This window comes from Ruegeria sp. THAF57 (genome assembly GCF_903914075.1).
Classification (GTDB): Bacteria; Pseudomonadota; Alphaproteobacteria; order Rhodobacterales; family Rhodobacteraceae; genus Ruegeria.
On sequence record NZ_CAIWNQ010000001.1, the window covers coordinates 203,200 to 217,170 of the forward strand.

Genomic DNA, 13,971 nt, shown 5'->3' on the forward strand with positions numbered 1-13,971 from the left:
TCCTGCCTGATACCGCGCGGTAAGAGACCTCATGGAATGGAAAATCACTGACGGCTTGACCGACTATGACGATGCCGTCGCCTTTATGGAGGCGCGGGTAGCCGCTATCGCCGCCGGTGAAGCAGATGAATGCGTCTGGCTGCTCGAGCACCCCCCGCTTTATACCGCAGGAACATCCGCACGGATCGAAGATTTGACCGACCCTGATCGGTTTCCCGTCTACGAAAGCAAGCGCGGCGGTGAATACACGTATCACGGCCCAGGCCAGCGGGTTGCCTATGTCATGCTTGATCTGAACAAACGCGGGAAAGACGTACGGCGCTTTGTAAAACAGCTGGAAGCCTGGGTGATCGCGTCACTTGCGGAATTCAATGTCAAAGGTGAAATCCGGGATGGCCGCGTCGGTGTATGGGTGCGCCGGGATGACAAGCCGTTGACGGCTTCGGGCGCGCCGGCCGAGGACAAGGTCGCAGCGATTGGGTTGCGCCTGCGAAAATGGATCAGCTTTCACGGAATCTCGATCAACGTGGAACCTGATCTTGATCATTTCTCAGGGATCGTGCCCTGCGGGATTTCCGAACATGGTGTAACGTCTTTGGTTGATTTGGGGCTGCCTGTCACGATGGCAGACATGGATGCCGCACTACAGAAAACGTTTTCCCAAGCATTCGAAACGATCGGGACGTGATGTCATAGACCGAATCGCCTCATGACTCCAAATGGTTTACAATTCGCAAATCAGAATGCGCACTGTTTCCAATTGAGGCCTAAAACTCGCGCAAAAGCCGAGTGAATCATAACATTTGGCGGTTCAACCCCACTCAAACAAATACAGAACTGAGATTTGCGGGTACACTGATTGCACCGTTCTAGAGTGAGTGGTGTGTTAAACCGGTAATCGTAGGATTTCTGCGAAAACGGAAAAGTTCTTTATACGAGTCTGCCGTTCCGACCCCAAATCGGAACGGCAATTTTTTTCTGGGCCTTTCACCTTTCGGACTTTGCGCATCCGGCTTTCCCAAACTTTCTCACTTTGGCCGAAGCCGCATCAACTGCCCAAGGCCCGCAAGAAGTTTCGGCTACTCGGTGATCAAGTGCGTAACGTTCAGCCAACAGCAGTTCTGATTTTTTCGGCGTGCTCCGCGATCAGGTCGAAATCCCCCATTGTTCCGGGCGCACGCAAAGCAACATCTTCGTGACGGGGAAGAACGTGGAAATGCAGATGGAACACCTCCTGCCCCCCGGCCGTTTCGTTGAATTGCTGGATCGTTACTCCGTCAGCGTCAAAAGCCTTCACCACCGCCTTGGCCAATTTCTGAACAGTGGCCATCACTGATGCCAGTTGCTGCGGAGATGCATCCAGCATATTGCGGCACGGCGTTTTGGGTATCACCAACAGGTGACCGTCCGATCGGGGCATGATGTCCATGAACGCAAGTGTATCGTCATCCTCGTAAACGCGGTTCGCGGGGATTTCCCCCTTCAGGATCTTGGCAAAGATGTTTTCTGGATCGTAGGCGGTCATGTCAAATCTCCGATTTCGGCGTTACGCCCAGTTCTGCGTTTCGTCCGCACCAGGGTCAAGCGAAGAAACCTCTGTCACGCGCAGCGCTTGAAAATTGGCAGCCAATACCCAACTGAAAGGTGAATTTAGCCGACAATGCGCGTTTCGGGCCCCTGCCCGCGACAATTAATCTTGATCCAGATCAAACTCGACCATTGAAGGCGTCCTCTTCGCATTCTAAAACCAGCAGGAATCCCGCGCGCCGGAGAGGTCCGGCTGCGCGGTAGAATTGTAACAGGAGGCACCTAATGGCAGACGCAGCCATTCATGGTCACGATCATGAAGACCAGCGAGGGTTCTTTACCCGCTGGTTCATGTCGACCAACCACAAGGACATCGGGATTCTGTACCTGATTTTCTCGGCGCTGGCCGGGTTTATCTCGGTGGCGATGACCGTCTATATGCGGCTCGAGCTGATGCACCCCGGTGTTCAGTACATGTGCCTCGAAGGGTTCATGGCCGATCCATGTACACCGAATGGGCACCTGTGGAACGTGATGATCACCTATCACGGTGTTCTGATGATGTTCTTCGTTGTCATCCCGGCGCTTTTCGGCGGTTTTGGCAACTATTTCATGCCGTTGCAGATCGGTGCGCCGGATATGGCGTTCCCGCGGATGAACAACCTGTCCTTCTGGCTGTATGTCGCTGGTACCTCGCTGGGCGTGGCCTCGTTGCTGAGCCCCGGTGGCAATGACCAGCTCGGTTCAGGCGTTGGCTGGGTGCTTTACCCGCCGCTGTCCACGACAGAGGGCGGCATGTCCATGGACCTTGCGATCTTTGCCGTACACGTATCGGGCGCCTCCTCGATCCTCGGCGCGATCAACATGATCACCACGTTCCTGAACATGCGTGCCCCGGGCATGACCCTGTTCAAGGTGCCGCTGTTCAGTTGGTCGATCTTCATCACTTCGTGGCTGATTCTTCTGTCGCTGCCGGTTCTGGCGGGCGCAATCACCATGCTGCTGATGGATCGCAACTTTGGCTTCACCTTCTTTGATCCGGCCGGTGGCGGTGACCCGATCCTGTATCAGCACATCCTGTGGTTCTTTGGCCACCCGGAAGTGTACATCGTGATCCTGCCCGGTTTCGGCATCATCAGCCACGTGATCGCCACCTTCTCGCGCAAGCCGATCTTCGGCTACCTGCCAATGGTCTGGGCAATTATCGCGATTGGTGTTCTGGGCTTCGTCGTATGGGCGCACCACATGTACACCGTTGGCATGTCGCTGCGTCAGCAGGCCTACTTTATGCTGGCAACGATGGTCATCGCGGTTCCAACCGGCGTTAAGGTCTTCTCGTGGATTGCGACCATGTGGGGCGGATCCATCGAGTTCAAGACACCGATGCTGTTCGCTTTCGGCTTCCTATTCCTGTTCACCGTTGGTGGTGTAACCGGTGTGGTTCTGTCGCAGGCCGGTATCGACCGAGCTTATCACGACACCTATTACGTCGTGGCGCACTTCCACTACGTGATGAGCCTGGGTGCCGTCTTTGCGATCTTTGCGGGCGTATACTTCTACTTCTCGAAGATGACGGGCCGTCAGTACTCCGAGTTCTGGGGCAAGGTTCACTTCTGGCTGTTCTTTATCGGCGCCAACCTGACCTTCTTCCCGCAGCACTTCCTGGGCCGTCAGGGGATGCCGCGTCGCTATATCGACTACCCCGAGGCATTCGCTCAGTGGAACTTTGTCTCTTCGATTGGCGCGTTCATCTCGTTCGCTTCGTTCCTGCTGTTCTTCGGCATCGTGATCTACGCCCTGCTGCGCGGCGCGAAGGAAACACGTCCGAACCCGTGGAACGAATACGCAGACACGCTGGAATGGACCCTGCCCACCCCGCCGCCCGAACACACGTTCGAGCAGCTTCCCAAGCAGGAAGACTGGGACAAAGGCCACGCGCACTGATCCCTTCCATTAAGAAACAAATAGAGCCCCGCCTCGTGCGGGGCTTTTTCATTACCCCCTTACGATGCTCTTCCGAGTTCCGTGGACAGGTGTGCCAAGATGTCGATATTATTCAAAAATTGAATTTCATGACGTTTCAACGGAAACACAAAAGACATGTTACTTCACGATAGCATCTCGGTCCGCAAACTGCTCAGGGGATCGGTCGGCTTTATCTCAATTGTCCTTGCCTGGATTTTGTTGGTTCAGGTGGTTGATGAACTCACGCCTGTAGATCTGATTTCGAACCCCAGCCCTCCGGTGGCAATGCTGGGGATCGCGGTCGCGTTCTTTCTGGGTTTCAAAAACACCTCGGCTTATGGACGTTGGACCGAGGCAAGGCGGGTCTGGGGGGATATCGCCAACGCAAGCCGAGACTGGGGAAATACGGTTGCCACGCTGGTTCAAACCAATGGCTCTCCTCTCGACGCCAACTTGCGCACCGAACTGATTGAAAGACACATCGCCTGGGTGACCCTATTGGCCTACCAGTTGCGACAACCTTCGGCCAATGGGCGTTCGGTCAAGCCGTGGATGTTTGGACACACACTTTCACCAAGCCACACACCCAATTCGCCTGGCGACTGGAAGACCAGCCAATTAGAGGCAGACCTGCCCCGGCTTGACGGAAAAGCCAACAAGGCCGCATATCTTTTAAACCTACAGGCGCGGAAACTGTCCGAGATGGCCCAACAGGGTAAGATCGACCCATTCTGGCATGTCGCCCTGATGGACAGGTTAGCCCGTCTGACGGCGGCCCAAGGCCAGTGCGAGCGGATCAAGAACACTCCGTTCCCCCGACAGGTGGCTGAAGTCGGTCGCCTGTTCAGCTGGATTTTCATCTTCATGCTGCCACTTGCCTTCAATGATGAGCGTTCGATCGTGGCCGGGACCAACACTGCAATGATCCAAACAGTTCTGACGGATTGGCTGACCTTCGCTCCGGTCGGGGCACTGGTCTGCTGGATTTTCTTTGTAACCGAGCGGGTAAGCGCTTCGATGGAAGACCCATTCGAAGGAGATGTCACCGACGTGCCGATCTTGGCGCTGTGCAGAACGATTGAAATCGACATGCGTCAGGCGACAGATTGCGGGGTCGTTCCCGACCCCGTTCGGCCCGTGAACAAGACGCTATTCTGATCGCGGCGGTGCTTCGCCAAACGGCAGAGATCGAAAAAATCAAAAAATTAGGCTAGAATGGAAACTGAAACTCTGAGATCGGGGTGATCCAATGCCCGAAATTGATTTTTGGTATTCCATTGGCAGTACGTACAGCTTCCTGACGATCATGCGCCTGGATGACTGGTGCGCTGAGAATGACGTCGCAGTTGCGTGGCGCCCTTTCAATGTCCGCAGCGTCATGTCCGAACAGAAGAACATCCCATTTGCAGGTAAGCCTGTTAAATCAGCGTATATGTGGCGCGATATCGAGCGGCGAGCTGCCAAGTATCATATCCACGCCCATCTGCCCGCGCCCTATCCGATTTCCGACCTAGAACTTGCCAATCAGGTCGCCTTGATGGGAATACAGGATGGATGGGGCAAGAGTTTTACACAAAACCTCTACCGGATCTGGTTCGAAGACGGCATCGAAGCTGGCAGCGAGGCGGCAATTTCCGAGGCCCTTTTACGGTGTCAGCAAGACCCTCGCCTGACTCTGGCACGTGCCCGCAGCCCTGATGCGGTTTCAGCTCTGGAATTCGAAACTGACCGCGCCTCACGCCTTGGCGTATTCGGTGCACCCAGCCTTGTCGTACGGGGCGAGGTTTTTTGGGGCGACGACCGTCTGGACGATGCCTTGTCATGGTCGCGCGTAGGTCACGTTGTGTGATCAATTGGCGTCGACTTTGCATTGCAAGACGTTATTTTTTGACCATGCCCTATCGATGGAATCAAACCTCTGGATCGGATCTGGAATTGCGACTGTGGCCGCATAACTCACTGCCGCCAAAATGGGCCATGCGTGTTGTTCTGGCGGTCTTTTTGTTCGGTCTCATCCCCCTGATGGCGGTTTTGGGTTCCGTGCTGCTATGGGGTTTGCTGCCATTCCTGCTGCTGACAGTGGTGGGATTGTGGTTGGCGATCCAGTCGAACTACCGTTCCCGCAGTGTTTTTGAGGTGTTCACTCTGACAGGGACTCAGGCCCGGCTTGTCCATCACCATCCCGGCCGAGGGTCACAGGAATGGACCTGCAACCGATACTGGGCGCGCCCTGAGATGCACAAGCATGGCGGCCCCGTACCCAACTATGTCACTCTGAAGGGCGACGGGCGCGAAGTGGAAATCGGGTCTTTCCTGACCGAAGAAGAACGGATCGCCCTGTATGACGATCTTACACAAAAACTGCGCGACCCGGTCGCGCAGTAATATCGTGTTTGAGGCGAAAGCGGTCAGCAGCCGCCGCTTGCAGCCGCGCAGAGCTGATCTTTGACCATCGGTCCCACTTTGCCGAAATCCATTTGGCCAGTGTAGCGCGACTTCAGCTCGCCCATCACTTTGCCCATATCCCGGATCGAACCAGCGCCCGTTGACGAGATGGCCGTCTGGATGGCCTGAGAGACCTCATCTTCATCCAGTTGTTTGGGCAAAAATTCCTCGATCACTTCGACTTCGCGAAGCTCACGCTCGGCAAGGTCCAACCGTCCGCCCTCTTCATAGGCGCGCGCGCTTTCCTTGCGCTGCTTGGTCATTTTGCCAAGGATTTCAAGGACCTCGGCATCGCCGCAGCCCTTCGCCTCTTCGTTGTCAGAGGCACGTGACGCGATGTCGCGATCCTTGATCGCGGCATTAATAAGCCGCAGCGTCGACAGACGCTCGGCCTCCTTATCTTTCATTGCCTGCTTCAGGGCTGAGTTCACCCTTGATCGCATATCCATATGATCTGTCCATCCCCATGGAAAAGGAACCACGACCATATCTAAACAAAAAGCGTGATACAACAGGGAAGCAATATGGCTAACCTATTGATTTTTAACAATAGCACAAAATTTGAACAGACTTGACCCAAGCGCTCAAGCCCCTTAGGTATGCGCCGATTTACCCTGCAAGAGAGTCGCCCCATGTCGCAGAACGCCCCGACCAAGCCCACCGCATGTCTGGCATTGGCCGACGGCACATTGTTCTACGGGATGGGCTTTGGCGCCACCGGACAGACCGTGGCCGAACTGTGCTTTAACACGGCCATGACCGGATATCAGGAAATTATGACTGACCCGTCCTATGCCGGTCAGATCGTCACCTTCACCTTCCCCCATATCGGCAATGTCGGGGTGAACCCCGAGGATGACGAAACCGCTGACCCTGTTGCAGCCGGGATGGTGGTCAAATGGGACCCGACCGAGCCGTCGAACTGGCGCGCGGCGGAAGAACTGAAAACCTGGCTGGCCCGTCGCGGACGTATTGCCATAGGAGGCGTGGACACACGCCGTCTGACCCGCGCGATCCGTCAGCAGGGTGCGCCGCATGTCGCGCTGGCTCATGACCCCGAGGGGAATTTCGATATCGAGGCTCTGGTGGCGGCCGCGCGCGGATTTGCCGGACTTGAAGGTATGGACCTGGCCAAGGAAGTGACCTGCGCCCAGAGCTATCGGTGGGACGAGATGCGTTGGGCCTGGCCCGATGGCTACGCCCGTCAGAACGCCCCTGTGCACAAGGTAGTTGCCCTGGACTTCGGTGCCAAGCGCAACATCCTGCGCTGCCTTGCCACCGCAGGATGCGACGTCACAGTTTTGCCGGCCACGGCAACAGCAGCCGAAGTGCTTGCGCATGAACCCGACGGGGTGTTCCTGTCGAACGGTCCGGGCGATCCTGCGGCGACCGGCGAATACGCCGTGCCGATGATCAAAGAGGTTCTAGAGACCACCGACCTGCCCGTCTTTGGAATCTGTCTCGGTCATCAGATGCTGGCGCTGGCGCTGGGTGGTCAGACCGTCAAGATGAACCACGGCCACCACGGCGCAAACCACCCAGTCAAGGACCTGGATACTGGTAAGGTTGAGATTACCTCGATGAACCACGGTTTTGCTGTCGACGCGCAATCGCTGCCCGAAGGTGTCGTGGAAACCCATCGCTCGCTGTTTGACGGGTCGAACTGCGGTATTCGCATGAAGGATCGCCCTGTTTACTCGGTGCAACACCACCCCGAGGCATCGCCTGGTCCACAGGACAGTTTCTACCTGTTCGAGCGGTTCGCCGAGGCGATGGCGAACAAAAAAGAAAAGGTATAGCGGCTGCTTTAGTCAGCATTAACCCGCTGTTAACCTTAATAGAACAACCCTGACACCGGTTTCACGTGTCAGGGTTTTTTTATGGTTGAACTGAACCTGCAACACTTTGCGCGGGCGGCGCCTATTCCTGTGCAGGTCAGAAAACCTCTAGGCATCTGCCTGCTTGAAAGTGGCCTGATTACACAGGCGCAGTTGGAAAAAGCGCTGCATCTCAGATCCCGGCAGGACGTACCACTGGGTGAGATTCTTGTGGCCGAAGGCTGGGTCGACCGCCGGGACGTCATGAACGCGCTTGCAGACCAAAACCATCTTCAATTCGCTGATCTGATCGCATCCCCGCCATCTCTAGAGCTTTGCCAGCTAAAACCCGTTCGCTTCTGGCTTGAACACAACGTGATCCCTTGGAAACGGGTGGGTCCTTTCCTATTGGTGGCGACTGCCCGGCCGGATTGCTTTGAAACGGTTCGAGCGCAATTGGGTAAGGTCGGCCTTACTGTCCTGCCCGTTCTTGCGGCGTCTGATGAAATTGACAGCGCGATCGCTGCCACGTTTGCGTCCCAACTGGCAGCGGACGCCGAGACCCGAGTGGACGTAAAGCATAGCTGTCGATCCTGGGCACCCCGTGCACGGGTTAAACCACTTGCAGCCCTGATCGCTGTGGTGGCGGTTTTCGCAGCGTTACCAAAATTAGGGCTGATGTTCTTCGTAACACTCGCGGTCAGCTCACTGATCTTGTTTTTTGCGCTACGGTTAAGCGGCTTGCTGAGTTTTCTGCACCAGAGTTTTCAGCCCCCTAAAGGCGCCCCGAAGCCTTTACCGCAGCCCCTTCCCCGCGTGTCGATCATGGTGCCGCTGTATAAGGAAGAAGAAATAGCAGACGCCCTGATACGACGGTTGCAACGCCTCACATACCCCAAGGCCCTATTGGACGTCATTTTGGTTCTTGAAGCATCCGACGATGTTACACGCGCGGCGCTTGCGCATGTCGACCTGCCGTCTTGGATCAGGTCCGTCGAAGTTCCGACATCAAGCGGGCTGACAACAAAACCCCGGGCAATGAACTATGCGCTCGATTTTTGCAGGGGTGAAATTCTGGGCGTCTGGGACGCCGAGGATGCTCCACAACCCGATCAGATCGAACGTGTGGTCACGCATTTTACGCATGCAGACGACAGCGTCGTCTGTCTGCAAGGGGGATTGGACTATTACAACCCGCGCACCAACTGGAGGTCGCGCTGTTTTACAATCGAATACAATAGCTGGTTCCGCATTCTGTTGCAGGGTATCGCGCGCTTGGGTCTTGTGGTTCCGCTGGGCGGCACGACCTTCTTCTTCCGCCGGGAGAAGCTTTTGGAAATGGGCGGATGGGACGCCCACAATGTCACTGAGGACGCAGATCTGGGTGTGCGGTTAAGCCGTGCGGGTTATAGAACCGAGATGGTCGACACCACTACCTTTGAAGAGGCTAATTTCCGCGCTTGGCCTTGGGTGAAACAGCGTTCGCGCTGGCTAAAGGGTTTCATGGTCACCTATCTCGTTCACATGCGTGACCCTGTCCAGCTTTGGAACGACCTCGGAGCCTTGAAATTCCTGGGCTTTCAAGCGTTCTTTCTTGGAACGGTAGGGCAATTTCTGTTGGCACCCGCTCTTTGGGTGTTCTGGCTGACTGCGCTGGGGATGCTTAGCCCGATGGAGGCACTGGTGCCGCGTTGGGCGCTGCTTTCGTTATTTGCCCTCTTCCTTGCCGCAGAACTCACAAACCTTTTCGCCGGAGTCCTGTCGGTCTGGGCGCGGGAAAGAAGGTTTCTAATACCTTGGGTGCCAACTATGCCCTTGTACTTTCCGCTTGGGGTTGTCGCAGCTTACAAAGCGGTGTGGGAATTGACCGGAAACCCATTCTTCTGGGATAAAACCCAACACGGGCAAGCCTGCGAAGAGATTCCGCCGGAATAAACGTCAGTTTTCGCGGCGCACTGCATCCTGTTTCAGACGCGTCATGAAGGCGACGGAAATATGTTCTTTGAGCGCTCGGGCGGCGGCGGCTTCGTCACGGGCGGCGATGGCCTCGACAATGCCTTTATGTTCGCTTTGGGCGATCTCGCCCCGGCCCTGCACCGCCAAAGAAGTGGTTGCCATCAAAGCCATCGTTCGATGCACCAAATCCAATTGCTGAACCAAATAGCGGTTGTGCGAGGCCAGATGGATCTGTTCGTGGAAACGGCGGTTGGCACGGGACAAAGCGGTCGGGTCATCGACCAATGCATCGTCGGCGGCAACCATATCCTGCAGCACCTTGATCTCTTCCTCGGTCGCGTGTTTCGCCGCCAGACTTGCGGCCAATCCCTCTAGTTCGCGACGCACCACGTACAGCTCGGCCATCTGGTTATGATCCAGCGAGGCCACGATCAGCGACCGCCCGTCCCGCTCTAGCAGAGACTGGGTTTCAAGCCGCTGCAACGCTTCGCGAATGGGGGTACGCGATACGCCGAACCGCTCGGCCAGTTCGCTCTCGACCAGCCGATCACCGGGTTTGTAGACGCCCACGTCAATCGCTTCGAGTATCAGGCTGTAGGCGTCCTTGTTGGACTGTTTAGACTGGGGCATGGGATGGTTCGTCTCCTCGTTCGAACCTGTGTATCCGCCTCAGACCCCCGCAATCAAGTCCGGCATTGAAAACCGGGACATAGCGGCCTAAACCCAAGCCATGGTCAAACCTGCATTTGCTCACGTCACCCAATGGGTGTTCGACCTCGACAACACGCTTTATCCGCCGCATATGCGCCTGTTCGATCAGATCGAGGTGCTGATGACGGACTACGTGGTTCAGGCCATCGGCGTCGACCGCGCCGAGGCGGATCGGCTTAGGTCGCATTACTGGCGCGAATACGGCACCACTCTGGCCGGGCTGATGGCCGAGCACGATCTTGACCCGGAGCCATATCTTCATGCCGTGCATCAGGTCGACATGAGCCATATGGACCCGGACGCCGATCTGGCCGATCACATCCGTGCCCTGCCGGGCCGCCGGATCGTCTATACGAACGGCAGCGCTCCTTATGCCGAACGCGTATTGCAGGCGCGTGGCCTGAGCGGATTGTTCGATGCAATTTATGGCATCGAGCACGCGGAGTATCGCCCAAAGCCGCAGAAAGCTGCGTTCGAAGCAATCTTTGAGCGCGACGGAATTGACGCTGAAAAGGCCGCGATGTTCGAAGATGACCCGCGCAATCTGGCTGCCCCGCACGCGATGGGAATGCGGACGGTTCACGTCGCACCCGAGCCGCACGAGGCCGATCATATCCACCATCATACCGACGACCTAACGTCATTTCTGTCCCGCCTGCGGTAGGCTGTCACACTACGACTTTCCGCGTATTTCGCATACGCAGCATCGTCCCTATATGCGCCTCAGCGACGAATAGAAACGGAGACACCCATGACCGCGATCGAGGCCCCTCGGCGCCTGCCAATCTGGCAGCGCCTGTTGTTTGCAATTCCCCTGTTTGGCTGGATGGCCAAAGACGTTGCCCATGGCGAGGCCGAGGATTGGGGCTATGCCGCCCTTGCGATCTTCAGCATGTGGGGCTGTTCGACCCTGTTGTTCGGCCTGCCGGGCCTTTATATCCCCGCCGTGATGATGGTACCGGTGATGTTCCTGATCCTTTTGCTGATTACCCGAGGTTAAGACACGGGACAGGATGTCACTTGGCACGCGCCTTGGAACCGCACTAGGGTCTGCCCAAGATACGGAGACCAAGGCCATGACTGAAAGCTGTGACATCCTGATTTCTGGTGGCGGGATTGCCGGTTTGACTGCTGCGGCAGCCTTTGGGACAGCCGGGTTTGACGTCGTGTGCGTCGATCCTGCCCCACCTGTTACCGAACGCGATGTCGACGGCTCGGACATGCGAACCACGGCGTTTTTGCAACCTGCACGCGGGTTGCTTGAACAGTGTGGGTTGTGGGAAAAGCTGGCCCCGCATGCCGCCCCTCTACAGATCATGCGTATCGTGGATGCAGGCGGCGACGTGCCTGAACCACGTGTGGTGCGGGACTTTAACGCCGCCGACATTTCGGATCAGCCTTTTGGCTGGAACCTGCCGAACTGGTTGCTTCGGCGCGAAATGGTGAACCATCTGGCTGAACTTCCGAATGTCGATTTCCGCCCGGGCACCGGAACCGCCAGCCTGTTCACCCGCACCGCCCACGCCCGCGTCGGGCTAAGTGATGGCAGTCGTGTTTCCTGCAAACTGGTTGTGGCTGCCGATGGGCGCAGCTCTCCGATGCGCGAAGCTGCTGGAATTTCCGTGCAAACAACGCGCTACGGGCAAAAGGCGCTGGCCTTTGCAGTTACGCACCCAATCCCGCACGACAATGTCTCGACCGAGATTCACCGGTCCGGTGGGCCCTTTACTCTGGTCCCTCTACCGGACTGGCAGGGTCAGCCTTCTTCCGCAGTTGTTTGGATGGAACGTGGACCGCGCGCGGTCGAATTGCTCAACACCGAACCGCAGGCGTTTGAGGCCGCCATGACCGAACGCTCTTGCGGGTTGTTCGGCCCGCTGAAACTTGTCTCGCAGCGAACCATTTGGCCGATCATCAGCCAGTCGGCTGAACGTCTGTCCGGGGAACGGATCGCATTGATGGCCGAGGCTGCGCATGTCGTTCCGCCCATTGGCGCACAGGGCCTGAATATGTCACTAGGTGATCTTCGCAGCCTGCTGGACCTTGCCACTGCACGGCCCGAGGGCCTTGGTGACGTACAGATGCTGGATGCTTATCACAAAGCCCGACACACCGAGATCGCGATGAGGGTAAAAGGAATCGACCTTCTCAACCGCGCCTCGATGATCGAAACGCGGGCATTGCGTGACGCTCGGGCGATGGGGCTGAACGCCCTCTATTCGCTGCCGACGGTGCGAAAGACTCTGATGCAGATGGGCCTTGGCGTCCGTTGAGCACCGACGCTCAGAGAACCTGATCCAAGACGCGTTTCAACCGTGCGATGGTCCTATCTACATCATACAACTTATCCAGTCCGAACAAACCCAGGCGGAATGTGCTGAACCCTTCCGGTTCATCGCATTGAAGGGGCACACCAGCCGCGATCTGCATGCCCAAAGCGGCGAATTTCTTACCGTTTTGCACGTCCGGATCCGATGTATAGCTTACCACCACCCCGGGAGCGCCAAAGCCATCTGCCGCAACAGAGATCACACCCTTTTCCTTCAACATCGCGCGGACACCGTCACCCAGCGCCCATTGCGCGCGGCGTAGCTTGTCAAACCCATAGTCGCGGGTTTCAAGCATCGTGTCACGAAAGGCGCGTAAAGCATCCGTCGGCATCGTCGCGTGATACGCGTGGCCACCGTTTTCGTATGCGGCCATGATCTGACGCCACTTTTTCAAGTCTATCGCAAAGCTGTCCGAGGTGGTTTCTTCCAACCGTGCTTCTGCGCGCTCGGACAACATGACCAAACCAGCGCAGGGCGACGCGCTCCACCCTTTCTGAGGGGCCGAGATCAGAACATCGACACCTGTAGCCTTCATGTCGACCCACGCGCATCCCGACGCGATGCAATCCAGCACCATCAGCGCACCAACCTCATGAGCGGCCCTAGCCATTTCTGTCACGTAGTCGTCGGGCAGAATAACACCCGCCGACGTTTCCACATGCGGGGCGAACACCACATCCGGGCGCTGATCGTGTATGGTCGCAACGACGTCTTCGATTGGAGCTGGTTCGAAAGGCGATGGACTGGAGTTCCCGACCTGCCGCGCCTTGAGCACCGTTGTCGAGGCTGTCAGACCGCCGGTTTCAATGATCTGACTCCAACGATAAGAAAACCATCCGTTGCGAACGACCAGAACATTTCGGTTCCGGGCAAACTGACGCGCGACGGCTTCCATACCATAGGTGCCGCCTCCGGGGATAACCGCGACGCCGTCCGCGTTGTAGACATCTTTCAGCATCGCCGAAATGTCCCGCATGACCTGCTGAAACTGTACCGACATGTGATTTAGAGAACGGTCCGTAAAGACGACCGAAAATTCTTCAAGCCCATTTGGGTCAACGGTATCCAATAGTGCTGGCATGACGGGTCCTTTCACTTTGCATTGACGGCCCCAAATATGGGCACTTGGCGGCAAGTGATACCTGCCGAACGCAATTGACGTCAGGGAAGCCCATAAGTTCAATAGAAAACTTGATTTTTTTGGCGAAAAACACTCGAAA

The 13,971-nt window shown here is 56.7% G+C and carries 14 protein-coding genes; 10 read left to right on the plus strand and 4 right to left on the minus strand.

Features of this window, described 5'->3' with window-relative positions:
* Positions 1–31 precede the first annotated feature (31 nt).
* Positions 32–688, plus strand: coding sequence for a lipoyl(octanoyl) transferase LipB (gene lipB, locus RUESEDTHA_RS00950; RefSeq protein ID WP_180883597.1), 657 nt, complete (start codon positions 32–34; stop codon positions 686–688).
* 417 nt (positions 689–1,105) lie between these two features.
* Here the strand turns inward: lipB and RUESEDTHA_RS00955 are convergent, their stop codons facing one another.
* Positions 1,106–1,525, minus strand: coding sequence for an HIT family protein (locus RUESEDTHA_RS00955; protein WP_171122878.1), 420 nt, complete (start codon positions 1,523–1,525; stop codon positions 1,106–1,108).
* A 287-nt stretch (positions 1,526–1,812) separates the two neighbouring features.
* Here RUESEDTHA_RS00955 and ctaD point away from each other — a divergent pair, with 287 nt between their 5' ends.
* From ctaD to RUESEDTHA_RS00975, 4 genes are all read left to right on the plus strand, one after another.
* Positions 1,813–3,471: a cytochrome c oxidase subunit I gene (gene ctaD / locus RUESEDTHA_RS00960; RefSeq protein WP_171121106.1), complete on the plus strand. Its 1,659-nt coding sequence runs from the start codon at positions 1,813–1,815 to the stop codon at positions 3,469–3,471.
* A gap of 156 nt (positions 3,472–3,627) precedes the next feature.
* Entirely contained in the window at positions 3,628–4,650 is a 1,023-nt protein-coding gene (locus RUESEDTHA_RS00965) for a bestrophin family protein (RefSeq protein WP_180883598.1), read from the plus strand.
* Positions 4,651–4,741: 91 nt separating this feature from the next.
* Complete coding sequence (locus tag RUESEDTHA_RS00970) at positions 4,742–5,341, plus strand: 2-hydroxychromene-2-carboxylate isomerase (RefSeq protein ID WP_180883599.1); 600 nt, start codon at positions 4,742–4,744, stop codon at positions 5,339–5,341.
* A gap of 44 nt (positions 5,342–5,385) precedes the next feature.
* Positions 5,386–5,877, plus strand: coding sequence for a DUF2244 domain-containing protein (locus RUESEDTHA_RS00975; RefSeq protein WP_180883600.1), 492 nt, complete (start codon positions 5,386–5,388; stop codon positions 5,875–5,877).
* 23 nt (positions 5,878–5,900) lie between these two features.
* Here the strand turns inward: RUESEDTHA_RS00975 and RUESEDTHA_RS00980 are convergent, their stop codons facing one another.
* Complete coding sequence (locus RUESEDTHA_RS00980; protein WP_171121103.1) at positions 5,901–6,386, minus strand: GatB/YqeY domain-containing protein; 486 nt, start codon at positions 6,384–6,386, stop codon at positions 5,901–5,903.
* A gap of 183 nt (positions 6,387–6,569) precedes the next feature.
* On the opposite strand from RUESEDTHA_RS00980, the gene carA reads away from it, so the two are divergent.
* Together carA and RUESEDTHA_RS00990 are read left to right on the plus strand one after the other, a co-directional pair.
* Entirely contained in the window at positions 6,570–7,736 is a 1,167-nt protein-coding gene (carA, locus tag RUESEDTHA_RS00985; RefSeq protein WP_180883601.1) for a glutamine-hydrolyzing carbamoyl-phosphate synthase small subunit, read from the plus strand.
* A gap of 81 nt (positions 7,737–7,817) precedes the next feature.
* The gene (locus RUESEDTHA_RS00990) at positions 7,818–9,689 is read left to right on the plus strand and encodes a glycosyltransferase (RefSeq protein ID WP_180883602.1); all 1,872 of its coding nucleotides are present in this window, start codon (positions 7,818–7,820) and stop codon (positions 9,687–9,689) included.
* Between the two features lie 3 nt (positions 9,690–9,692).
* Here RUESEDTHA_RS00990 and RUESEDTHA_RS00995 read toward each other — a convergent pair whose 3' ends face one another.
* The gene (locus RUESEDTHA_RS00995) at positions 9,693–10,340 is read right to left on the minus strand and encodes a GntR family transcriptional regulator (protein WP_171121100.1); all 648 of its coding nucleotides are present in this window, start codon (positions 10,338–10,340) and stop codon (positions 9,693–9,695) included.
* A 100-nt stretch (positions 10,341–10,440) separates the two neighbouring features.
* Between RUESEDTHA_RS00995 and RUESEDTHA_RS01000 the strand changes: the two genes are divergently transcribed.
* From RUESEDTHA_RS01000 to RUESEDTHA_RS01010, 3 genes are all read left to right on the plus strand, one after another.
* Positions 10,441–11,085 (plus strand): pyrimidine 5'-nucleotidase, encoded by a 645-nt coding sequence (locus tag RUESEDTHA_RS01000; RefSeq protein WP_180883603.1) that lies wholly within the window; start codon positions 10,441–10,443, stop codon positions 11,083–11,085.
* Positions 11,086–11,172: 87 nt separating this feature from the next.
* A complete protein-coding gene (locus tag RUESEDTHA_RS01005; RefSeq protein WP_171121098.1) occupies positions 11,173–11,421 on the plus strand; it encodes a hypothetical protein in 249 nt (82 codons plus the stop codon).
* A 76-nt stretch (positions 11,422–11,497) separates the two neighbouring features.
* The gene (locus RUESEDTHA_RS01010; RefSeq protein WP_180883604.1) at positions 11,498–12,694 is read left to right on the plus strand and encodes a UbiH/UbiF family hydroxylase; all 1,197 of its coding nucleotides are present in this window, start codon (positions 11,498–11,500) and stop codon (positions 12,692–12,694) included.
* 10 nt (positions 12,695–12,704) lie between these two features.
* Here RUESEDTHA_RS01010 and RUESEDTHA_RS01015 read toward each other — a convergent pair whose 3' ends face one another.
* Positions 12,705–13,832, minus strand: a complete 1,128-nt coding sequence (locus tag RUESEDTHA_RS01015) for an aminotransferase class V-fold PLP-dependent enzyme (protein WP_180883605.1) — start codon at positions 13,830–13,832, stop codon at positions 12,705–12,707.
* Positions 13,833–13,971: the final 139 nt, after the last annotated feature.